19 protein-coding genes and 1 other RNA gene are annotated in these 21,599 nt (G+C 59.1%); 10 read left to right on the plus strand and 10 right to left on the minus strand.

What is annotated here, in order from left to right; translation table 11 throughout:
* Window positions 1-196: 196 nt before the first annotated feature.
* The 4 genes from dapB to grpE form a co-directional block, all read right to left on the minus strand.
* On the minus strand, window positions 197-1,003 hold the full coding sequence (gene dapB / locus M0814_RS18160) for a 4-hydroxy-tetrahydrodipicolinate reductase (protein WP_103484336.1): 807 nt from the start codon (window positions 1,001-1,003) through the stop codon (window positions 197-199).
* A 9-nt stretch (window positions 1,004-1,012) separates the two neighbouring features.
* Window positions 1,013-2,137 (minus strand): molecular chaperone DnaJ, encoded by a 1,125-nt coding sequence (gene dnaJ / locus M0814_RS18165; protein WP_003221522.1) that lies wholly within the window; start codon window positions 2,135-2,137, stop codon window positions 1,013-1,015.
* Between the two features lie 297 nt (window positions 2,138-2,434).
* A complete protein-coding gene (gene dnaK / locus M0814_RS18170; protein WP_003221521.1) occupies window positions 2,435-4,351 on the minus strand; it encodes a molecular chaperone DnaK in 1,917 nt (638 codons plus the stop codon).
* Between the two features lie 102 nt (window positions 4,352-4,453).
* Window positions 4,454-5,020 (minus strand): nucleotide exchange factor GrpE, encoded by a 567-nt coding sequence (gene grpE, locus M0814_RS18175; protein WP_007961425.1) that lies wholly within the window; start codon window positions 5,018-5,020, stop codon window positions 4,454-4,456.
* Window positions 5,021-5,260: 240 nt separating this feature from the next.
* On the opposite strand from grpE, the gene recN reads away from it, so the two are divergent.
* Window positions 5,261-6,934, plus strand: coding sequence for a DNA repair protein RecN (recN, locus tag M0814_RS18180; protein WP_003221517.1), 1,674 nt, complete (start codon window positions 5,261-5,263; stop codon window positions 6,932-6,934).
* Window positions 6,935-7,009: 75 nt separating this feature from the next.
* Here the strand turns inward: recN and fur are convergent, their stop codons facing one another.
* Complete coding sequence (gene fur, locus M0814_RS18185; RefSeq protein ID WP_003221515.1) at window positions 7,010-7,414, minus strand: ferric iron uptake transcriptional regulator; 405 nt, start codon at window positions 7,412-7,414, stop codon at window positions 7,010-7,012.
* A gap of 97 nt (window positions 7,415-7,511) precedes the next feature.
* Between fur and M0814_RS18190 the strand changes: the two genes are divergently transcribed.
* On the plus strand, window positions 7,512-8,039 hold the full coding sequence (locus M0814_RS18190) for an outer membrane protein assembly factor BamE (RefSeq protein WP_003221514.1): 528 nt from the start codon (window positions 7,512-7,514) through the stop codon (window positions 8,037-8,039).
* Between the two features lie 61 nt (window positions 8,040-8,100).
* Here M0814_RS18190 and M0814_RS18195 read toward each other — a convergent pair whose 3' ends face one another.
* From M0814_RS18195 to M0814_RS18205, 3 genes are read right to left on the minus strand one after another with little or no spacing between them, the layout of a single operon-like run.
* A complete protein-coding gene (locus tag M0814_RS18195) occupies window positions 8,101-8,415 on the minus strand; it encodes an RnfH family protein (RefSeq protein WP_103484337.1) in 315 nt (104 codons plus the stop codon).
* Window positions 8,408-8,842, minus strand: a complete 435-nt coding sequence (locus M0814_RS18200; RefSeq protein ID WP_003221509.1) for a type II toxin-antitoxin system RatA family toxin — start codon at window positions 8,840-8,842, stop codon at window positions 8,408-8,410. The genes M0814_RS18195 and M0814_RS18200 overlap by 8 nt, the downstream gene beginning before the upstream one ends.
* 7 nt (window positions 8,843-8,849) lie before the next feature.
* Window positions 8,850-10,253 (minus strand): sodium-dependent transporter, encoded by a 1,404-nt coding sequence (locus tag M0814_RS18205; RefSeq protein ID WP_047597942.1) that lies wholly within the window; start codon window positions 10,251-10,253, stop codon window positions 8,850-8,852.
* 119 nt (window positions 10,254-10,372) lie between these two features.
* Between M0814_RS18205 and smpB the strand changes: the two genes are divergently transcribed.
* The gene (gene smpB / locus M0814_RS18210) at window positions 10,373-10,855 is read left to right on the plus strand and encodes an SsrA-binding protein SmpB (protein ID WP_003221505.1); all 483 of its coding nucleotides are present in this window, start codon (window positions 10,373-10,375) and stop codon (window positions 10,853-10,855) included.
* A gap of 144 nt (window positions 10,856-10,999) precedes the next feature.
* Here smpB and M0814_RS18215 read toward each other — a convergent pair whose 3' ends face one another.
* Complete coding sequence (locus M0814_RS18215) at window positions 11,000-11,767, minus strand: GntR family transcriptional regulator (RefSeq protein WP_045122286.1); 768 nt, start codon at window positions 11,765-11,767, stop codon at window positions 11,000-11,002.
* 261 nt (window positions 11,768-12,028) lie between these two features.
* Between M0814_RS18215 and M0814_RS18220 the strand changes: the two genes are divergently transcribed.
* The 7 genes from M0814_RS18220 to ssrA all read left to right on the plus strand — a co-directional run bounded on the left by M0814_RS18220 (window position 12,029) and on the right by ssrA (window position 20,533).
* Window positions 12,029-13,723 carry a lactate permease LctP family transporter gene (locus tag M0814_RS18220; protein ID WP_103484338.1) on the plus strand — a complete coding sequence of 565 codons (1,695 nt, stop codon included), beginning with the start codon at window positions 12,029-12,031 and terminating at the stop codon, window positions 13,721-13,723.
* A 161-nt stretch (window positions 13,724-13,884) separates the two neighbouring features.
* On the plus strand, window positions 13,885-14,709 hold the full coding sequence (locus tag M0814_RS18225) for a (Fe-S)-binding protein (protein WP_003221501.1): 825 nt from the start codon (window positions 13,885-13,887) through the stop codon (window positions 14,707-14,709).
* Entirely contained in the window at window positions 14,706-16,160 is a 1,455-nt protein-coding gene (locus M0814_RS18230) for a LutB/LldF family L-lactate oxidation iron-sulfur protein (RefSeq protein ID WP_041066752.1), read from the plus strand. The genes M0814_RS18225 and M0814_RS18230 overlap by 4 nt, the downstream gene beginning before the upstream one ends.
* Entirely contained in the window at window positions 16,160-16,831 is a 672-nt protein-coding gene (locus M0814_RS18235) for a lactate utilization protein (RefSeq protein WP_086793694.1), read from the plus strand. Before M0814_RS18230 ends, M0814_RS18235 begins: the two co-directional genes overlap by 1 nt.
* Entirely contained in the window at window positions 16,828-19,638 is a 2,811-nt protein-coding gene (locus M0814_RS18240) for an FAD-binding and (Fe-S)-binding domain-containing protein (protein ID WP_103484339.1), read from the plus strand. The genes M0814_RS18235 and M0814_RS18240 overlap by 4 nt, the downstream gene beginning before the upstream one ends.
* 130 nt (window positions 19,639-19,768) lie before the next feature.
* Entirely contained in the window at window positions 19,769-20,047 is a 279-nt protein-coding gene (locus M0814_RS18245) for a hypothetical protein (RefSeq protein ID WP_103484340.1), read from the plus strand.
* 96 nt (window positions 20,048-20,143) lie between these two features.
* Window positions 20,144-20,533: a transfer-messenger RNA gene (gene ssrA, locus M0814_RS18250) on the plus strand.
* Window positions 20,534-20,680: 147 nt separating this feature from the next.
* Here ssrA and M0814_RS18255 read toward each other — a convergent pair.
* The gene (locus M0814_RS18255) at window positions 20,681-21,592 is read right to left on the minus strand and encodes a restriction endonuclease (RefSeq protein ID WP_103484341.1); all 912 of its coding nucleotides are present in this window, start codon (window positions 21,590-21,592) and stop codon (window positions 20,681-20,683) included.
* Window positions 21,593-21,599: the final 7 nt, after the last annotated feature.

Raw genomic sequence — 21,599 nt, forward strand, 5'->3', positions numbered from 1 at the left:
GTATGGACACGTCACCCCGCTTCTTCACTGAATTATTCTGCGCGCTTTTAGTGGACACACTAAAGCTGTAGCTTACAGAAAAAGGCTTTTTTGGTCCACCGCTAAAGAGCCTAAAAGGCCGGAGAATGCGACAGGCCGTCGCGCGATGTAGAAAAACCAGCGCAAACCGGGCGTTTGCGCTGGGTGAAACAGTCAATCAATGCAGGTCGAGCACGTCCTGCATGTCATACAGACCCGGCTCGCGACCATCCAGCCACAACGCCGCACGCACCGCACCCTTGGCGAATGTCATGCGGCTGGAAGCCTTGTGCGTGATCTCCAGGCGCTCGCCTTCGCAAGCGAACAGCACGGTGTGATCGCCGACCACATCACCACCGCGCACGGTAGCGAAACCGATGGTTTCCCGCTCGCGCACACCGGTATGGCCTTCACGACCATAGACCGCGACCTTCTGCAGATCACGATCCAGCGCATCGGCAATCACCTCACCCATGCGCAGGGCAGTACCCGAAGGCGCATCGATCTTGTGCCGGTGATGCGCCTCGATGATCTCGATGTCCGCATCATCGCCCAGCACCCGAGCGGTCATTTCGAGCAGCTTCAGCGACAGGTTGACCCCGACACTGAAGTTGGCCGCGAACACGATCGGAATATCCTTGCCCGCCTCAGCCAGCAATTGCTTCTGCGCAGCGTCGAGCCCAGTGGTGCCGATGACCATGGCCTTGCCAGCCTTGCGACAGAACGCGAGGTTTTTCAGCATGACTTCCGGCAAGGTGAAGTCGATCAGCACATCGAACTCTTCAGCCACCGATTCAAGGTTGCCGGACAACGGCACACCGATGCGACCCAGCGAAGCCAGCTCACCGGCGTCCACTCCGATCAGCGTACTGCCGGGACGAACGATCGCCGCGGTCAGGCCGGTCAGCGGCGCGCGCTGTTGCACGGCCTCGACCAGAATCTTGCCCATGCGCCCGGCGGCGCCCATCACAGCTATACGTCGCATGCCAACTCCTTACAGATCGCCGAAGAAGCGCTTCACACCATCGAACCAACCGGTGGTTTTCGGCGAGTGACTGTTATCGTCCGCCAGCGAGCTGCGGAACTCTTCGAGCAATTCGCGCTGACGACGATTCAGATTGACTGGCGTCTCGACAGCCACACGGCACATCAGGTCGCCCGCACCACCGCCACGCACTGGCGCCACGCCTTTGCCGCGCACGCGGAACTGCTTGCCGGTCTGGGTACCTTCAGGGATTTTCAGTTTGACGCGACCGTCGAGGGTCGGGATTTCCAGTTCGCCACCGAGCGCCGCATCAACGAAGCTGATCGGCACTTCGCAGAACAGGTGTTTGCCATCGCGCTGGAAGATGTCGTGCTCGCGCACGTTGATCACAACGTACAGGTCGCCGGTCGGGCCACCTTGAGTACCCGCTTCGCCTTCGCCCGACAGACGAATGCGGTCGCCGGTATCGACGCCAGCCGGAACTTTCACCGACAGGGTCTTGTACTCTTCGACGCGACCATCGCCGTGGCAGGAATCGCACGGATCGGAAATGATCTTGCCCTGGCCATGGCAACGCGGGCAGGTCTGCTGCACCGAGAAGAAGCCCTGTTGCATGCGCACCTGACCGATGCCGCCGCAGGTCGGGCACGTCGATGGCGACGAGCCTTTCTTCGCGCCGGAACCATCGCATGGCTTGCAATTGACCAGTGTCGGAACGCGGATATTCACGGTAGTGCCGCGCACCGCTTCTTCCAGATTCAGCTCCAGGGTGTAGCGCAGATCGCTGCCACGCTGGGCGCCGCCACGGGAACCGCCACGACCACCACCGAAGAAGTCACTGAAGACATCGCCAAAGATGTCCGAGAAGTTCTGCCCGCCGAAACCGGCGCCACCGCCACCCATGCTCGGGTCGACACCGGCATGACCGTACTGGTCGTACGCCGCGCGCTTGCTCGAATCGGACAATACTTCGTAGGCCTCGTTGGCCTCCTTGAACAGTTCTTCCGACGCTTTGTCATCGGGATTACGGTCCGGGTGATGCTTCATCGCCAGACGACGATAGGCCTTCTTCAGGTCTGCATCGCTTGAACCACGCTCAACACCCAATACTTCGTAATAGTCACGCTTTGCCATAATTCTTTTGCACTCTTGAGGACGTCCGGCAAACCCCTCCTGAGGATGGCCAAACTCGTTGAGCCCCAATACAGGCCCGGACCCAACTCACGTCAATTCAACGATCCTGGTCTTTGCTTCGTTTGGTACTTGCAGCGCGAAAAGCAGGAGCATTCCCGGCCATACCAGCAGCAAGCGAACCTTGTCGCATGCTGTAAAAATTCGTGTATTCCAGATACGCCAACGCGGGAGCAAGCTCCCGCGCGGCGACATCCTACCAGTCACCGCCGCAAGGCAGTCAACCGGGCGACCAACAACTTACTTGTGGTCTTTGACTTCTTCGAACTCGGCATCAACGACATCGTCAGCCTTTTCAGCTTTCTCGTCGTGCGGTGCCGCGCCTTCAGCAGGCTGAGCCTGTTCGGCGTACATCTTCTGAGCAACCGGAGCCGAGACTTTCGACAGCTCTTCGATCTTCGCTTCGATGGCAGCCTTGTCGTCGCCTTTCACAGCGGCTTCCAGTGCAACCACGGCAGCTTCGATCGCGGTCTTCTCTTCAGCGCTGACCTTGTCGCCCGCCTCGGTAACCATTTTGCGAGTCGAGTGAACCAGTGCGTCACCCTTGTTACGGGATTCAGCCAGTTCAGCGAACTTGCGGTCTTCCTCGGCGTTCAGCTCGGCATCGCGAACCATCTTCTGAATTTCTTCATCCGACAGACCGGAGTTGGCCTTGATGGTGATCTTCTGCTCTTTGCCGGTCGCCTTGTCTTTCGCGCCAACGTGCAGGATGCCGTTAGCGTCGATGTCGAAGGTCACTTCGATCTGCGGCACGCCACGTGGAGCTGGTGGAATGTCGGCCAGGTCGAACTTGCCCAGCGATTTGTTCTGTGCAGCCTGCTTACGCTCACCTTGCAGGACGTGAATGGTCACGGCGCCCTGGTTGTCGTCGGCAGTCGAGAACACTTGCGATTTCTTGGTAGGAATCGTGGTGTTTTTCTCGATCAGCGCGGTCATCACGCCACCCATGGTTTCGATACCCAGGGTCAGCGGGCTGACGTCGAGCAGCAGAACGTCTTTCACGTCACCAGCCAGAACGGCGCCCTGAATCGCAGCACCCATGGCAACCGCTTCGTCCGGGTTCACGTCTTTACGTGCTTCTTTACCGAAGAAATCGGTCACCAGCTTCTGTACCAGCGGCATACGGGTCTGACCGCCGACCAGAATCACGTCGTTGATCGCGCCAACATCGATACCGGCGTCTTTCATGGCGATACGGCAAGGCTCGATGGTGCGCTGAACCAGGTCTTCAACCAGTGCTTCGAGCTTGGCACGCGAAATCTTCACGTTCAGGTGCTTAGGACCGGTGGCGTCTGCAGTGATGTACGGCAGGTTGACGTCGGTCGACTGAGCGGACGACAGCTCGATCTTGGCTTTCTCAGCGGCTTCTTTCAGACGCTGCATGGCCAGCGGGTCACCTTTGAGGTTCATGCCGCTTTCTTTCTTGAATTCGTCAACGAGGTAGTCGATCAGACGAATGTCGAAGTCTTCACCGCCGAGGAAGGTGTCACCGTTGGTGGCCAACACTTCGAACTGGTGCTCGCCGTCAACTTCAGCGATCTCGATCACGGACACGTCGAAAGTACCGCCACCCAGGTCGTAAACAATCACGGTGTGATCGCCCTTGGCCTTGTCCATACCGTAAGCCAGAGCAGCTGCGGTTGGTTCGTTGATGATACGTTTAACGTCCAGACCGGCGATGCGGCCGGCGTCTTTGGTCGCCTGACGCTGGCTGTCGTTGAAGTAGGCCGGAACGGTGATCACCGCTTCGGTCACAGGCTCGCCGAGGTAGTCTTCGGCGGTTTTCTTCATCTTCTTCAGGATTTCAGCCGAGATTTGTGGCGGCGCCATTTTCTGGCCGTTCACTTCAACCCAGGCATCGCCGTTGTCAGCCTTGGCGATTTTGTACGGGACCATCTTGATGTCTTTCTGTACGACTTCTTCGTCGAACTTGCGACCGATCAGACGCTTCACCGCGTACAGGGTGTTGTGCGGGTTGGTCACTGCCTGACGCTTGGCCGACTGACCAACAAGGATTTCACCATCGTTGGCGTAAGCGATGATCGACGGCGTGGTACGCGCGCCTTCGGCGTTTTCGATAACTTTGGCTACGCCGTTTTCCAGCACGGAGACGCAGGAGTTGGTAGTCCCCAGGTCGATACCGATAATTTTGCCCATGTTCACTCTCCCGAAACTTTGGATTTTGTTGCCGCAGCAGTGGTGGCTAACTGCGGTAATACTTAAACGCTTGACTTCTAAATGGGGGCCTTGCGGCTAATTTCAAGCCTTCTCGTCAATCGAAGGCGAAATTGGCGCCGGCGCCTTGCTGACCACAACCATGGCCGGACGCAACAGGCGACCATTGAGCTGGTAGCCCTTCTGGAACACCTTCAGAACGCTGTTCGGTTCGACGTCGGCGCTTTCCTGCATGGCCATCGCCTGATGGTGAACAGCGTTGAACGGTTCGCCATGCGGATCGATCGCTTCAAGCTGATAACGCTTGAGGGTGTCGTGGAACATTTTCAGGGTCAGCTCGATGCCTTCGCGCATCGGACGGATGCTTTCGTCGTCCGGGCTCGACAGCTCGAGGCCGCGCTCCAGGCTGTCGACGATCGGCAGCAGGTCACCGGCGAATTTTTCCAGCGCAAACTTGTGCGCCTTCTCGACATCCTGCTCGGCACGACGGCGGACGTTCTGTAGATCGGCAGCTACGCGCAGCGACTGATCCTGCGCGGCGGCCAACTGCTCTTCGAGCACTTGTACACGGGTCGCCAGGTCGTCACCCGAAGTTTCGGGCGCCTGATTGGCTTCTGGATTTTGCGTATCTACTGTCTGTTCGTCAGCCATAGAATTCTCCTTTCAATTACGTCCGCGAGCTGTACTCGCGCTTCTGCCCCGATATATGGGGCCGCAAAATCAGGCTTCAAGGGCCTGCAATGATTAACCCTACAAAAAAGTGCTGCATTGTCATTCCCGCTCGGAATAAGCATTTGATCGGATCAAGCAAATCGAGCTAAGCGAGGGCATTGTCAGCCCGAAACAAAACACTGTATAAATAACCAGACCTAAAGCCTGGGAGCGGCCTTTATGCTGGTGCACCTGTCCGTACACAACTACGCCATCGTTGAACATCTCGATCTCGAACTCGATCGCGGGATGAGCGTGATCACAGGGGAAACCGGCGCCGGCAAGTCGATCATGCTCGACGCCCTGGGCCTGACCCTGGGCGATCGCGCCGACAGCGGCGTGGTTCGCCCGGGCGCCGACAAGGCCGACATTCTGGCTACCTTCGATCTGGTCGACATTCCCGAAGCCCATGCCTGGCTGGCCGAACGCGACCTGGAAAACGACGGCCCGTGCATCCTGCGTCGGGTCATTACCGCCGAAGGCCGTTCGCGTGGCTATATCAATGGCACGCCCTGCCCGCTCGGCGATCTCAAGGCTCTCGGCGAACTGCTGATCGATATCCACAGCCAGCACGAACACCAGTCCCTGCTGAAAACCGATACCCATCGCCGCCTGCTTGATGAATACGCCGGTGCCACCGATCTGGCCCGCCAAGTTCAACTGGCTGCGCAGCGCTGGCGCCAGACTCGCCAGGAGCTGGAGCGTCTCTCCAACTCCGGCGACGAACAACGCGCGCGCCACCAACTGCTCAGCTACCAGCTCGAGGAACTGGAAAACCTCGGCCTCGGCGAAAACGAGCTGGAACAGCTGGAGCAGGAACACAAAAACCTGACCAATGCCGAAACCCTGCTCGGCATTTGCCGACAAGTGGTCGAACAATGCAGCGAAAGCGATTCCGGCAACGTACTGAATGCACTGACCGCCAGCCTCAACCGTCTGTCGAGCGTGAACAACTCGGTGGGCGCACTGGGCGAAGCCAGCAGCTTGCTGACCAGCGCACAGATCCAGGTCGAAGAAGCCGTGGGCGAGCTCAATCGCTTCCTCGACAACTTCGATGCCGATCCGGCGCGCCTGCAATATCTGGAAGAACGCCTCGACGCGATTTACACCCTGGCCCGCAAGCACCGGATCCAGCCAACTGAAGTCGCCGAGCTGCAGCAAAAGTTGCTGGATGAGATCGAAACCCTCAACGCCAATGACGAATCCATCGAGCGTCTGGGTGAAGAGCTGGCTTCCTACGCACGCCACTATCAAGAGAAAGCCCGCGAGCTGAGCGACTTGCGTCATCAAGCCGCCGGCAGCCTTGCCAGCGCCGTGGAACAGGAAATCCAGCGCCTGGGCATGCCCGGCGGTCGATTCACCATCGAATTGCGCGCCAACAGCAGCGACGAATTGCTGCCCAACGGCCTGGAGCAAGTCGAGCTGCTGGTCAGTGCCAACCCCGGTCAGCCGCTGAAAGCGCTGGCCAAAGTGGCCTCCGGTGGCGAGCTGTCGCGGATCAGCCTGGCGATTCAGGTGATCACCGCGCAGACCTCACGGGTACCAACCCTGGTATTCGACGAAGTGGACGTGGGTATCGGCGGGCCGACAGCCGAAATCGTCGGCCAGTTGTTGCGACGTCTTGGCGATCGCGGGCAGGTGCTGACCGTGACGCACTTGCCGCAAGTGGCAGCGCAGGGTCATCAGCATTTGTTCGTGCACAAGGTACGGGGCGAGCAGGCGACTCACACCGCCGTGTCCAAACTGAGCAAGAACGACCGTATAGAAGAAGTAGCACGGATGCTGGGCGGCATCGACCTGACCAAAGAGTCTTTGGCTCACGCGAAAAAAATGGTGGTCACCGCAAAAGTTTAAGAGCAGCAGAAAGCACGAAGGCGACCCTTGGGTCGCCTTCGTTCGTTTCGCGAACCTGAAATTCGCGCGACATGCTTATTTTTTCTTGCGTACGTACAGCACCAGATTGTGATCTACCAGATCAACACCGTGCTCCTCGGCAATTGCCTTCTGGAGCTTTTCGATTTCCGGACTGACGAATTCGACGACTTCACCGGTTTCCACGTTGACCATATGGTCGTGGTGGCCACCGTCGGCCAATTCGAATACCGCGTGGCCACCGTCGAAGTTGTGACGGACCACGAGGCCAGCGGCTTCGAACTGGGTCAGAACACGGTAAACCGTGGCCAGACCGACGTCCTCGCCCGCTTCCATCAACGCCTTGTAGACGTCCTCGGCACTCATGTGACGCTGCTCGGTAGAGTCGAGCATTTGCAGGATCTTGACCCGTGGCAGGGTCACTTTGAGGCCGGCTTTGCGTAGTTCGCTATTTTCAACCATGGTCAGCTTTCTCGCGATGCTGCTTCGCAGCTTCTCTTAATGCGGGTATGATCGGCGTTTACGTTGTCCCAGCCAAGATAGTGGAAGTCGCCCACCGATGCAAAACACCAAGCTCTTGCTAACCAGTTTCACCTTTGTGGGACTGCTCGCACTCGCCGGTTGTTCATTCCCCGGGGTTTACAAAATCGACATCCAGCAGGGCAATGTCGTCACGCAGGACATGATAGACCAGTTACGCCCGGGAATGACCCGTCGGCAAGTACGGTTTATCATGGGTAACCCTCTGCTGACCGACACGTTCCATGCCGATCGCTGGGATTATCTGTACAGCCTGCAACCTGGTGGCGGTGAACGCCAACAGGAACGCATGAGTGTTATTTTCAACTCTAACGACCAGCTTGTCAGCCTGTCCGGTGACTTCATGCCGGGCGTGAGCCGTGACGAAGCCATTCTCGGCAAGGACAGTGGCACCAGCGTGACCGCCCCTGCTGAAAACGCCGAGAAGCCGAAGCCGGAACAACCAGCCAAACCTGGCTCCTTGCTGGATTCGATCCAGAAGGACGTGGATGGTGTTGAAACCGTTCCGGTTCCGACGCCTGAGCCGCTGGACACCTCGCCGCAGTAATGTGCGAGGCAATAAAAAACCCGGAATTTCCGGGTTTTTTATTGCCTGCGATTTGCTCGTCCTACTGATTTCGCGCCTTGGCTTCGGCAGCCTTGGCCGCCCGCAAGCGCCGAACCTCTTTCGGATCCGCCAGTAACGGCCGGTAGATCTCGATGCGATCCCCCGCCTGAATCAAGCGAACCTGTGGGTCAGCCACCACCTTGCCGAAGATCCCCAGCGGACATTCGTTCAGGTCCAGCTCTGGAAATTCATCGCCGATACCTGACTTGAGCACCGCCTCACGCACTGTCGCCCCTTCAGGGACGCTCAAAGTGCGCAGGATCTGACGATCCACGGCGGCATATACCACCTCGATCTCGATCACCGGCTCAACCATGCATCTGCTTGGCACGCTGGCAGAAAGCATCCACCAGCGTATTGGCCGCCTGATTGAACAGCGGGCCGAGTGTCGCGCGCACCAGCGGCCCGGCATAGTCGAAAGACAGGTCGAGACTGATCTTGCAGGCCTTCTCGTTCAACGCCTTGAACACCCAGACGCCATGCAACTGATTGAACGGGCCTTCTTCCAGGTTCATCTCGATCGACTGCCCCGGCACCAGCGTATTGCGCGTCACGAAGTGCTGACTGAGACCGCCCTTGGCCACGCCAACGCTGGCGCGCATGTGCTCGGGCGAGCTCTCCAGCACCTCGGCGGACGAGCACCATGGCAGGAATTCCGGGTAACGCGCGACGTCGTTGACCAGGTCGTAGAGGAATTGCGCCGGGTATGGCAGCAACGCCGAACGTTGAATATGTGTCGTCATGTAAGCGTTACTTCCAGAGCTGAGCGGCAAACACTACAAGAATGCCGATAGGCGCCACGTAGCGCATCAAGAACAAGGACAGGGCAAACAGCGCCGGGTTACGAATCGACAACTCGTCACGCACCGCATCACGCCCCATCACCCAACCGGCAAACAGCACAAAACACAGGCCACCGAGCGGCAACATGATCCGCGAGGTGAAGAAATCGATCACGCCGAAGAAGTCCAGACCACCCGCCGCACCCCATTGGTAGAGATGGAACAGCCCGCCATCGTTCACGAAAAATTTGGCTTCCTTCCAGATATTGAAGGAGAAAACCGTACCCAGACCAACGAACCAGCAGATGAAGGCCAGCCAGAAAGTCACCCAGCCACGGCTGATTTTCGTGCGTTCAACCAGATAGGCAACCATCGGTTCGAGCAGGGAAATCGCCGAACTCCAGGCGGCAATTGCTACCAGGACAAAGAACACCACACCCATCAACTGGCCAAAAACCACGTTACCAAAGGCAAATGGCAGACTGACGAACATCAGGCCCGGGCCTTCGCTAGGGTTCAAACCGCCGGCGAACACAATCGGAAACAATGCCAGACCGGCCACCAGCGAAACGAAGGTGTCGAGCAGCGCGACACCGACCACGGTGCCGGACAGCGAGGCTTCCTTGGTCATGTAAGCGCCGTAGATCATGATCGAACCGACGCCCACGCTCAGGGAAAAAAATGCGTGCCCCATGGCGGGCAGCAAGCCGTCGAGGACTTTTTCCGGGTGGAAATCGAACATGAAATGCACGCCTTCCATGAAATGCCCGGTGGTCATGCTGTAACCCAGCAGCACCAGCACCATCACAAACAGCAGCGGCATCATGATCCGCAGGCTGCGTTCAAGCCCGGCAACCACGCCTTTGGCGATCACCACGGCCGACAACAGCATGAAAACTGTGTGCCAAAGTGTCAGGCGCCAGGGATCGGAGATGACATTGCCGAAATAAGCGCCGACCTGCTCTGCCGTAGCGCCCTGGAAATCCCCGCGTCCCATGTCGATGATGTAATCCAGCGACCAGCCGCCGACCACACTATAGAAAGACAGGATCAGCAGCGCCGTGATCATCCCGGCAAATGCGCCCCACGACCACTTGCCCGAATGTCCGGCTTCCAGCGCCAGCACCTTCAGGGCGTTCGCCGGACTCTGCCGTGCGCGGCGGCCGATCAGGGTTTCAGCCAGCATGACCGGGATCCCGATCAACGCGATGCACGCCAGGAACATCAGCACGAAGGCGCCGCCACCGTAGACCCCGACCATGTAGGGGAATTTCCAGATGCTGCCCAGTCCCACGGCCGAACCGGTCGCGGCGAATATGAAAACCCAGCGGCTAGCCCAACTGCCGTGGACAGAAACCTTGTCTGTCGACATTGAATATCACGCCCAAGCGTTAGAAAAAGAGGCCGCATTGTCCGGGATTCACTCAACCTGCTCAAGCACGCAGCATCACCGTAGCCGAGGACCGTTTATCTCCATATAATGCCGCCCCTATGGCTAAACAGAAGAAACACCCAACAGGGACCATCGCGCAGAACAAAAAGGCGCGACACGATTACTTCATCGAACATCGGTTCGAGGCTGGCCTGGTCCTGGCCGGCTGGGAAGTAAAAAGTCTGCGGGCAAGCAAGCTGCAACTGGTCGACAGTTACGTCCTGCTCAAGGACGGCGAAGCCTGGTTGCTCGGCAGTCACATCACACCGTTGATGACCGCCAGCACCCACGTCATCGCCGATCCGACCCGCACCCGTAAACTGCTGCTCAACAAACGCGAGCTGGAAAAACTCGCCGCTGCCGTGCAACAGAAAGGCTACGCCTGCGTGTGCCTGTCCTTCTACTGGAGCAAGCACATGGTCAAGTGCGAGATCGCTCTGGGCAAGGGCAAGAAGGAATACGACAAGCGTGACACCGAGCGCGAACGCGACGCCGGTCGTGAGTTGCAGCGCGCCGTGCGCAACAAGGGCAAAGAAGAATAATTTCTTCTGCCTGATACTGTGGCGAGGGAGCTTGCTCCCGCTGGGGCGCGTAGCGGCACCCGCTTTACAGACAATGGCGAGAGCTGAGGGCGCCTGCTGCGCAAGCAAGCGATAGCAAGCCCCCTTGCCACAACTGAATTGCCGTCACATCCCCTTGCGCCGCTCCGCCCGGGCCATGCGCTGAACCTCCTGCCGCACCTCTTCCAGCACTTCCTGCACATACAGAATGTGCCGACTGGAAACCTCGCGCGCCTGCTCCGCACGCCCTTCGATAATCGCCAGATACAGTTCCCGATGCTGAGCGATCAGCATGTCGCGGGTTTCCGTCCGTTGCTTGTACATGCCGCCAATATTGGTCACCACGTTGCGCTTGAGCAGATCGAACAGCCCGCGGATGGTGTGCAGCAGCACCGCGTTGTGGCTGGCTTCGGCGATCGCCAGATGAAACTTCGCATCCGCCGCCCCCTCTTCCGCCCGGCTCACTTCGTCATGTCGCGTGTAGCAATCCTGCAGCTCGTTGAACGCTGCAGTAAGACGCTCACGATCCACATCCGTGGCGCGCAATGCGGCGTAATAGGCACACGATGCCTCCAGAGTGTGCCGAAATTCCAGCAAGTCACGCTGCGCTTCGGGGTTGCTCTCAAGCAGCAATAGCAGGGGATCGCTGAAGGTCGAGCCAAGCGTATCCACCACGTAGTTACCGCCACCCTGGCGACTGACCAGCAAGCCCTTGGCCGCCAGTTTCTGAATCGCTTCGCGCAACGACGGGCGCGATACGCCGAACTGCTCGGCCAACGTTCGCTCGGCCGGAAGCCGCTCACCGGACTTCAGCGTGCCCTCAAGGATCATCCCCTCAAGTCGCTCGACAATATCGTCAGACAAACGGCGCTGACGAATCTGATCAAACCCCATAACTCAACTCTCCACGATCCCGACCGCACGCCGGGCTCTCTATTCTGGCCGATCGGCGCCGCGCCGACACCTGTCAGTGCGCAATCGTCCGACCGGATCAGATGCCCTCTGCACCGCTTATTCGACAAAAGTTTCAGGGCGACAAATTGACACACCGACATCAAGGCTTTTACCCTAGCCAACAGCGATTGTAAATTGGTATTACCAATTAACCAAGAACGCTGACAGTGCCTGACCAACAACAATTAGGGGCCACCCCATATGCAAACCTGGCAACAGCTCTATACCCCGCTCGGCAGTCTCGGCGTCTCCGCACTCGCGGCCGTCATCCCCATCGTTTTCTTCTTTCTCGCGCTGGCGGTGTTCCGCCTCAAGGGGCATGTGGCCGGCAGCATCACGCTTGCCCTGTCGATCGCCGTGGCGATTTTCGCCTTCCACATGCCGGTCGACATGGCCTTCGCCGCTGCTGGATACGGCTTTGCCTACGGTTTGTGGCCGATTGCCTGGATCATTGTCGCGGCAGTGTTTCTCTACAAACTGACGGTCAAGAGTGGTCAGTTCGAGGTCATTCGCAGTTCGGTACTGTCGATCACTGACGACCAGCGCCTGCAGGTATTGCTGATCGGTTTTTGCTTCGGTGCATTCCTGGAAGGTGCCGCGGGTTTCGGTGCGCCGGTAGCGATTACCGCTGCGCTGCTGGTCGGTCTCGGGTTCAACCCGCTGTACGCCGCCGGCCTGTGCCTGATTGCCAATACCGCGCCGGTAGCGTTCGGCGCGCTGGGAATTCCGATCATTGTGGCCGGCCAGGTGACCGGCATCGACGCGTTCAAGATCGGCGCCATGACCGGCCGCCAACTGCCACTGCTGTCGCTGTTCGTGCCGTTCTGGCTGGTGTTCATGATGGACGGCCTGCGCGGCGTGCGCGAAACCTGGCCCGCTGCGCTGGTTGCCGGCCTGAGCTTTGCCGTGACGCAGTACTTCACCTCGAACTTCATCGGCCCGGAACTGCCGGACATCACCTCTGCCCTGGCCAGCCTGATCGCCCTGACCTTGTTCCTCAAAGTCTGGCAACCAAAACGCACTGCCGGTGCACAGATCGCCGGCGCCACCTCGAGCGCAGCGATTACCGCCAGCGTCGGCGGTTTCGGCCAGAAGCGCACCACCGTGGCTTCGCCTTACAGTCTTGGGGAAATTTTCAAGGCGTGGTCGCCGTTCCTGATCCTCACCGTGCTGGTGACCATCTGGACCCTCAAACCCTTCAAAGCCATGTTCGCCGCCGGCGGATCGATGTACGCCTGGGTATTCAACTTCGCCATCCCGCACCTTGATCAACTGGTGATCAAGACCGCGCCGATCGTCGCCACCCCCACTGCGATTCCTGCGGTGTTCAAACTCGATCCGATTTCCGCAACCGGTACAGCAATTTTCTTCTCGGCGCTGGTCTCGATGCTAGTGCTGAAGATCAACTTCAAAACTGGTCTGACCACTTTGAAAGAGACCTTCTACGAACTGCGCTGGCCAATCCTGTCGATCGGCATGGTGCTGGCCTTCGCCTTCGTCACCAACTACTCGGGCATGTCTTCGACCATGGCTCTGGTATTGGCCGCAACTGGCGCAGCCTTCCCGTTCTTCTCACCGTTCCTCGGCTGGCTCGGTGTGTTTCTGACCGGCTCCGATACTTCGTCGAACGCCCTGTTCAGTTCGCTGCAAGCGACCACCGCGCACCAGATCGGCGTCAATGACACCCTGCTGGTAGCCGCCAATACCAGCGGCGGCGTGACCGGCAAAATGATCTCGCCACAATCGATCGCCGTGGCCTGCGCCGCGACCGGCCTGGTGGGCAAGGAATCGGATCTGTTCCGCTTCACCCTCAAGCACAGCCTATTCTTTGCCACGATTGTCGGCCTGATCACCCTGGCCCAGGCCTACTGGTTCACCGGCATGCTGGTGCACTAAAGCTGGAAGAAGCCTACAAGCAACACGGAAATAACCGACGCCGGTTCGTGATTCCGGCGTCAGCAATTCACAACCCGGTCTGTAAGGCTGCTGAAAGCAATGCTGTCTATATTCAGCAGCCGCCACAGACGGATAACCGGGCCCACCCGGAGACACGCCTGATGAGCGAGCTTTTTTACAACGCTGTGCCCAACGCCACCCGCGTCGCACCGCCCCTGCCCGAACCTCGGCAATACCCCAGCGAGAAACCGTCGCGGGTCTACCTGTTCGGGACCTGCGTGGTCGACCTGTTCTACCCCGAAGCCGGGATGGACGCGATCCACTTGCTGGAGCGCGAAGGCATCCGCGTCGAGTACCCGCAGGGGCAGAGCTGCTGCGGGCAACCGGCCTACACCTCGGGTTACACCGAGCAGGCGCGGACGGTCGCGCGCTCGCAACTGGCGTTGTTTGCCGGGGATTATCCGGTGGTGGTGCCGTCGGGTTCCTGCGCGGGCATGCTGCGCGAGCATTACGCCGACTTGTTCAAGGACGAGCCGGAAACCTTGAAACAGGTGCAGGCCCTTGCGGCCCGCACCTATGAGCTGGCCGAGTTCCTGCTGTTCGTCTGCAAGGTGCAGCTCAAGGACAGCGGCGAACCGGTCAAAGTCGCGCTGCACACCTCGTGTTCGGCACGCCGCGAGATGAACACCCACCTGCACGGCCGCGAGTTGTTGGCGCAGTTGAGCAATGTGGAACGGGTCAACCATGAGCATGAAAGCGAATGCTGTGGCTTCGGTGGGACATTCAGCGTCCGTATGCCAGACATTTCCGGCGCGATGGTGGCTGACAAGACCCGAGCGTTGAAGGAGTCCGGCGCGCATCAGGTCTTGAGTGCCGACTGCGGCTGCTTGATGAACATCAACGGCTCGCTGGAAAAACAGCAGGAAGCACTGCGCGGGCAACACCTGGCGAGCTTCCTCTGGCAGCGAACCGGAGGTGCGAAATGAGCACCTCGACGATTATTCCTACGGTTGCCGTAGAAGAAGACTTCCGCACCCGGGCGCACAACGCCTTGGGCGATCAGCAGCTACGGAACAACTTCCGCACTGCGATGGATTCACTGATGACCAAGCGGGCAGCGGCTTTCAGCGATGCCCACGAAAGAGAACACTTGCGCGCCCTGGGCAACTCGATCAGGGCGCGTGCGCTCTCCAAGTTGCCCGACCTGCTCGAGCAACTGGAACAGAACCTGACCCGCAACGGTGTGACAGTGCACTGGGCGGAAACGGTGGACGAGGCCAATGGCATCGTCTTATCGATCATCCGCGCTCACGAGGCGCGGCAAGTGATCAAGGGCAAATCGATGGTCAGCGAAGAGATGGAGATGAACCATTTCCTCGAGGCTCAAGGTGTTGAATGCCTGGAGTCCGACATGGGGGAATACATCGTCCAGCTCGACCACGAGAAGCCTTCACACATCATTATGCCGGCGATCCACAAGAATGCCGGTCAGGTCGCGTCCTTGTTCCACGACAAACTTGGCGTGGAGTACACCAAGGACGTTGACCAACTCATTCAGATCGGTCGCAGAGTCCTGCGGCAGAAATTCTTCGAAGCGGACATCGGCGTTTCCGGCGTCAACTTCGCCGTGGCCGAGACCGGCACCCTGCTGCTGGTGGAAAACGAAGGCAACGGGCGCATGACCACCACCGTGCCGCCGGTGCACATCGCCGTCACCGGCATCGAAAAGGTTGTGGAAAACCTGCGCGACGTGGTGCCGCTGCTATCGCTGCTGACCCGCTCGGCGCTGGGCATTCCGATCACCACTTACGTCAACATGATCTCCGGCCCGCGCAAGGAACATGAACTCGACGGCCCACAGGAAGTGCACCTGGTCCTGCTCGACAACGGTCGCAGTCAGGCCTTTGCCGACAGCGAGCTGCGCCAGACCCTGAACTGCATCCGCTGCGGCGCCTGCATGAACCATTGCCCGGTCTACACCCGCGTCGGTGGTCACACCTATGGCGAGGTTTACCCGGGACCGATCGGCAAAATCATCACCCCGCACATGGTCGGTCTGGCGAAAGTACCGGATCATCCGAGCGCTTCGTCGCTGTGCGGCGCCTGCGGCGAAGTGTGCCCGGTAAAAATTCCTATCCCGGCGATCCTGCGGCGCCTACGCGAAGAGAACGTCAAAGCCCCGGACAGTCCGCATCAAGTGATGCGCGGCCAGGGCAGCAAGTATTCGCGCAAGGAACGCTTCATCTGGAACGCCTGGGCGAAACTCAACAGCTCGCCGACGCTGTATCGGTTGTTCGGGTTCTTCGCCACGCGTCTGCGCGCCCTGACCCCGAGCAATGTCGGCCCATGGACGCAAAACCACAGCGCACCCAAACCCGCCGCCCGCTCACTGCATGACATGGCCCGCGAGCATCTGGCCAAACAGGGAGACCGCTGATGAGCGCCAAGCAAAATATCCTCGCCAAGCTACGGAAAAGTCTGACCGGCGCCACACCGATTGCCGACGACTTCGACGTCGATCTGGTGACGCAGCCTTACACCTACAGCGCCGAGCAACGTATCCCGCAACTGCGCAAACTGATGGAAGCGGTGCACACCGAGATCCATCTGACTACTGGCGCAGACTGGCCGGCGCTGCTCGCGCAATTGCTGCGTGACCGTCAGTTGCCAAGCCTGTTGATCGCACCGACTACACCTCACGGGCAGCGCATCTCACAACACTGGGCAAACAATCCTGATCTGCCGACGCTGAAGTCCTACAACCGGCCGATGGAAGAATGGAAAGCCGAGCTGTTCAACGACACCCCGGCCAGCCTTACCGGCACCCTCGGCGCCATCGCCGCGACCGGTAGCCTGATCCTTTGGCCAACCCGTGAAGAACCGCGACTGATGAGTCTGGTGCCACCGGTGCATTTCGCCCTGCTCAAGGCCAGCGAAATCCGCGACAACTTCTATCAGGTGCAACAGGAATTCGAGTGGGCCCAAGGCATGCCGACCAACGCGCTACTGGTGTCCGGCCCGTCGAAAACTGCCGACATCGAACAAGTGCTGGCCTACGGCGCCCACGGCCCGAAAGACCTTGTGGTGCTGATCCTGGAGGACCAATGACGCTTCCGGTGAATTTCCTGCGCGATGCGCAGCAACTGATTCCAGCGGAGCGCCGCTTCGACGATCCGCTGTCGACCTTGGCCTTCGGCACCGACGCCAGTTTTTATCGGCTGATTCCCAAACTGGTGATCCGCGTCGAGTCCGAAGACGAAGTGGTGGCGCTGTTGAAACTGGCCCAGCGCGATCAGGTCCCGGTGACCTTCCGCGCCGCTGGCACCAGTTTGTCCGGGCAGGCGATCAGCGATTCGGTGTTGATCGTGCTGGGGGATAACTGGAACGCTCGTGAGATTCGCGGCCAGGGCATGCAGATTCGCCTGCAACCCGGGGTGATCGGCGCGCAGGCCAACGCGTGGCTGGCACCGTTCGGGCGCAAGATCGGCCCGGATCCGGCATCGATCAACGCCTGCAAAATCGGCGGCATCGTCGCCAACAACGCCAGCGGCATGTGCTGCGGCACCGCGCAAAATACCTATCACACCCTGGCCGGGATTCGTCTGGTTCTTGCCGACGGCACGCGCCTCGATACCGAAGACGCCGCCAGTGTCGCCGCGTTTCGCGCCAGCCACGGCGATCTGCTGGAGCGCCTGGCGACATTGGGCCGTGAGACCCGCGCCAATGCCGAACTGGCGGCGAGAATCCGCCACAAATACCGTCTGAAAAATACCACCGGCCTGTCACTCAACGCCCTGATGGATTTCGACGAACCTGTGGATATCTTGAGCCACCTGCTGGTCGGCTCCGAAGGCACGCTCGGCTTCATCAGTGCGGTGACCTACGACACGGTGATCGACCACCCGAACAAGGCCTCGGCACTGATCGTGTTCCCGGATGTGGAAACCTGCTGCAACGCGGTCACCGTGCTGAAAAGCCAACCGGTGTCGGCGGTAGAACTGCTGGACCGGCGCAGTCTGCGTTCGGTGCAGGACAAACCGGGCATGCCGGATTTCGTACAACACCTGTCGAACAATGCCTGCGCGCTGCTGATCGAATCCCGCGCCGCCTCTTCCACTTTGCTGCAGGAACAGCTGGCGCAGATCATGGCTTCGCTGGTCAGTTTCCCGGTGGAAAAACAGGTCGACTTCACCGAAGACCCGGCCGAGAACGCCAAGCTCTGGGCGATCCGCAAGGACACCTTCCCCGCCGTCGGCGCCGTGCGTAAAACCGGCACCACGGTGATCATCGAAGACGTGACCTTCCCGGTCGAGCAACTGGCCATCGGCGTCAATCGCCTGATCGCGCTGTTCGACAAACATGCCTACGACGAAGCGATCCTTTTCGGACACGCACTGGAAGGCAATCTGCACTTCGTCTTCACCCAAGGCTTCAACAGTCCGGAAGAAGTCGCACGCTATCAGGCGTTCATGGACGACGTGGCGCAACTGGTGGCGGTGGAGTTCGGCGGTTCGCTGAAGGCCGAACACGGCACCGGGCGCAACATGGCGCCGTTCGTTGAGCTGGAGTGGGGCAGCGACGCCTATCAGTTGATGTGGCAGCTCAAACGCCTGCTCGACCCCAACGGCATCCTCAACCCCGACGTGGTGCTCAGCGAAGATCCGCAGATCCACCTCAAGCACCTCAAGCCGTTGCCAGCCGCAGACGAGATTGTCGATAAATGCATCGAGTGCGGCTTCTGCGAACCGGTCTGCCCGTCAAAAGGCCTGACCCTCAGCCCGCGCCAGCGCATCGTGATCTGGCGTGACATTCAAGCGAAGAAACGCGCCGGCGTTGACACCACCGAGCTGGAACAATCCTACGAGTACCAAGGCATCGAGACCTGCGCGGCGACCGGGTTGTGCGCTCAGCGTTGCCCCGTTGGCATCAATACCGGCGAACTGGTGAAAAAGCTCCGCGCCCGTAACGCCACGCATCAGAAAACCGCTGACTGGATCGAAGGAAATTTCGCCAAGACCCTGCAAGGCGCACGCTTCACCCTGCACGTGGCCAACGGCGCACGGATGCTGCTCGGCACACCGCGTCTGGCCAAGCTTTCGGCGACGCTGACGCGCTTGTCCAAAGGCCAGGTGCCGCTGTGGACCAATGCGATGCCGCAACCGGAAAAAGCCATTCGCTTCAGCCCGAGCGTGTCGGACGAACGGCCGCGCGTGGTCTATCTGGCCGCCTGCGTTTCACGGGTGATGGGCCCGGCAGCCGGCGACAAGGAGCAGATGTCGCTGTACGACAAGACCCGTGGCCTGCTGGAAAAGGCCGGTTACCAAGTAGTCTTCCCGGACAATCAGGACAACCTCTGCTGCGGTCAGCCGTTTGCCTCCAAAGGCTACGCCGAACAGGCCGAACACAAACGCCAGGAACTGATCAGCGCGCTCCTCCATGCCAGTCGTGGCGGGCTAGATCCGATCTACTGCGACACCAGCCCGTGCACCTTGCGTCTGGTGCAGGATGTGGGAAATGTGCGCCTGGATCTGTACGACCCGGTGCGCTTCATCCGTACGCATCTTCTCGATCGTTTGGAGTTCACCCCGCAGGAAGCACCGATTGCGGTTCACGTGACCTGCAGCACACAGCATCTGGGCGAAAGCCAGGCGTTGATCGATCTCGCGCGCAAATGCAGCAAGACCGTAGTGATCCCGGAAGGCATTCATTGTTGCGGGTTTGCCGGCGACAAGGGCTTCACCACACCGGAGCTGAACAGCCATTCGCTGCGCACACTTAAGGACGCGGTGCAGCACTGCAGCGAGGGGATTTCCACCAGCCGCACCTGTGAGATCGGCCTGACGCAACATGGTGGCATCGACTATCACGGACTGGTCTATCTGGTGGACCGGGTGACCCGCGCCAAGGCCTGCTGAAGAAAAAATAGAACCCTTGCGCGCGACCGTAGTCCACAGAACAGACCCCGAAAATCGGGGCTTTTCTTCCACTCGGTTGCCCGTCCTGACGGCCAGCGAAGTCTGGATCCCTCAGTTCAAGGAGATACACATGAAACGTTCTGTACTGTTAGGTCTGTTCGTTACTGCCTCGATGCTGGCCTCCACCTCGTTCGCCGCCGACAAGCCTGCCGACCTGTGCGATGCCAACATCCAGACCATCGACAATGCCAAAGGGCAGCTGTCTACGAATCCAGAACTGACTCAGCGCGCTGAAACCAGTGTTGCCAAAGCCAAAGCGCTCAAGGCCCAAGGTAAAATCGACGACTGCATTGCGGAAACCTCGCAAACCATCGTGGAACTGCGTAAATCCACCGGCACCAACAACTGATTCACGCCCCGGCCAACCTTCGGGTTGGCCTCGGGGGCCGATTGGCGTACACTGCGCAGGCTTATTGCCTCACCTGATGTACGAGGCAATGAGTTCGGGGCCGATTAGGATTCGACGCCGGTGACGAAACTTTAGGTGCATGCCGACTTGGTAACAGAAGTCGTAAATCCACTGTTGCAACTTCTTATAGTTGCCAATGACGACCAATACGGTGCTGCTCTCGCTGCTTAATTGCAGCTGACATGCACTCCTGGTGCCTTCGGGCCCAGCAATCATCAGGGGATGTCTGTAAACCCGAAATGATTGTCATATAGAACAGAATCGCCGTGCAGTACGTTGTGGACGAAGCGGCTAAAACTTACACAACTCGCCCAAAGCACCCTGCCCGTCGGGTCGCTGAGGGTTAACTTAATAGACACGGCTACGCATGTAGTACCGACAGCGGAGCACTGGCGGACGGGGGTTCAAATCCCCCCGGCTCCACCAAATAAGCGTTACAAATCTGGCACTTAGCGTTTATCGCAAGTGCCTTTTTTGTGCCTGCCAGAGCCGTTTCAGGTAGATAAATTGCTAGTGTTATCACCGCCTTTGCAGCTATGTCAGACTTCATTTACCGCTGTCACAGCAATCTATTTACTCTCCCGCGAAGTAATCACTGTCCAGCTGCTTCACCTCGTAGACCTGCTTAACGCTCACACCTAGATTGTTCTCTACCATCAGTCGCGCCAGCTCAACACCATCAATCAGCACAACCTTGATATCCAATCCAAGCGCGGCAGTGCGAGCGCCATCAGAAAACTCCGAGGTGGTAATAAACACGCCCTTGCGCGCACGTTGCCGGGTCAGTGCACCAATAAATTTGTCGATCTCCGGACGATGCACCGTGTTGGCCCAGCGTTTGGCCTGCAGGTAGATCACATCGAGGCCAAGCTTGTCTTCTTTGATGATGCCGTCGATGCCGTCATCATTGGTCGCATGGGTCGCATTTCCGGCCTCTTTGCGCGAACCGCCGTAACCCATAGAGATCATCAGATCGACTACCAACTGTTCGAAGAAGCTGGGGGTGGCCGCCCGAACTTGCGCCAGCAGCTCCTCTACGAGGGATTGCATTAACGCCTGATGCGCATCGGCCAACTGCTCGTCTGGTGTAATTTCGGCCATATCAACATTCAGCATGGCGGGTGCGTCAACAGATTGAGGCTTGGCCGTATGGAAATCCGCAAACTCGGGAAACTGCTTTAACCAGCTCACCGTGATTCGCTGCGGCCCCTTGGCCAAAGCATCGAGACCGCGCTGGGTGATCTGCACCATGCCCTTGGCTGGAATGCAGAGCAGCCCCGCCTTGTTCAAATAAGTGCGAGCCCAGCCTACGCGATTATTAATCACCGTCTGATGGCCGGAAGGCAGGCGTTCCTTACGTTCGTCCTCGGTCAGTTGAAACTGATCCGCCACCCGCTCACGCAACTCATTGAGCGGCAGCGACTCACCGTTTTGAACGGTTCTCAGCACTGGACGCATCACGCTTTGAAAATCCGGAATTGCCACAGTTACT

The sequence above is a fragment of the Pseudomonas sp. MWU12-2020 genome (assembly GCF_023100605.1).
Classification (GTDB): Bacteria; Pseudomonadota; Gammaproteobacteria; order Pseudomonadales; family Pseudomonadaceae; genus Aquipseudomonas; species Aquipseudomonas fluorescens_H.

Excerpts from the sequence above, each read along its gene's own strand:
- dnaJ (WP_003221522.1), bottom strand. The coding sequence starts at position 2,137 with ATGGCAAAGCGTGACTATTACGAAGTATTGGGTGTTGAGCGTGGTTCA.
- M0814_RS18235 (WP_086793694.1), top strand. The coding sequence starts at position 16,160 with ATGAGCGCCAAGCAAAATATCCTCGCCAAGCTACGGAAAAGTCTGACC.
- M0814_RS18240 (WP_103484339.1), top strand. The coding sequence starts at position 16,828 with ATGACGCTTCCGGTGAATTTCCTGCGCGATGCGCAGCAACTGATTCCA.
- M0814_RS18230 (WP_041066752.1), top strand. The coding sequence starts at position 14,706 with ATGAGCACCTCGACGATTATTCCTACGGTTGCCGTAGAAGAAGACTTC.
- M0814_RS18245 (WP_103484340.1), top strand. The coding sequence starts at position 19,769 with ATGAAACGTTCTGTACTGTTAGGTCTGTTCGTTACTGCCTCGATGCTG.
- M0814_RS18190 (WP_003221514.1), top strand. The coding sequence starts at position 7,512 with ATGCAAAACACCAAGCTCTTGCTAACCAGTTTCACCTTTGTGGGACTG.
- M0814_RS18205 (WP_047597942.1), bottom strand. The coding sequence starts at position 10,253 with ATGTCGACAGACAAGGTTTCTGTCCACGGCAGTTGGGCTAGCCGCTGG.
- dapB (WP_103484336.1), bottom strand. The coding sequence starts at position 1,003 with ATGCGACGTATAGCTGTGATGGGCGCCGCCGGGCGCATGGGCAAGATT.
- M0814_RS18200 (WP_003221509.1), bottom strand. The coding sequence starts at position 8,842 with ATGACGACACATATTCAACGTTCGGCGTTGCTGCCATACCCGGCGCAA.
- M0814_RS18225 (WP_003221501.1), top strand. The coding sequence starts at position 13,885 with ATGAGCGAGCTTTTTTACAACGCTGTGCCCAACGCCACCCGCGTCGCA.
- recN (WP_003221517.1), top strand. The coding sequence starts at position 5,261 with ATGCTGGTGCACCTGTCCGTACACAACTACGCCATCGTTGAACATCTC.
- M0814_RS18195 (WP_103484337.1), bottom strand. The coding sequence starts at position 8,415 with ATGGTTGAGCCGGTGATCGAGATCGAGGTGGTATATGCCGCCGTGGAT.
- fur (WP_003221515.1), bottom strand. The coding sequence starts at position 7,414 with ATGGTTGAAAATAGCGAACTACGCAAAGCCGGCCTCAAAGTGACCCTG.
- grpE (WP_007961425.1), bottom strand. The coding sequence starts at position 5,020 with ATGGCTGACGAACAGACAGTAGATACGCAAAATCCAGAAGCCAATCAG.
- dnaK (WP_003221521.1), bottom strand. The coding sequence starts at position 4,351 with ATGGGCAAAATTATCGGTATCGACCTGGGGACTACCAACTCCTGCGTC.
- smpB (WP_003221505.1), top strand. The coding sequence starts at position 10,373 with ATGGCTAAACAGAAGAAACACCCAACAGGGACCATCGCGCAGAACAAA.
- M0814_RS18215 (WP_045122286.1), bottom strand. The coding sequence starts at position 11,767 with ATGGGGTTTGATCAGATTCGTCAGCGCCGTTTGTCTGACGATATTGTC.
- M0814_RS18220 (WP_103484338.1), top strand. The coding sequence starts at position 12,029 with ATGCAAACCTGGCAACAGCTCTATACCCCGCTCGGCAGTCTCGGCGTC.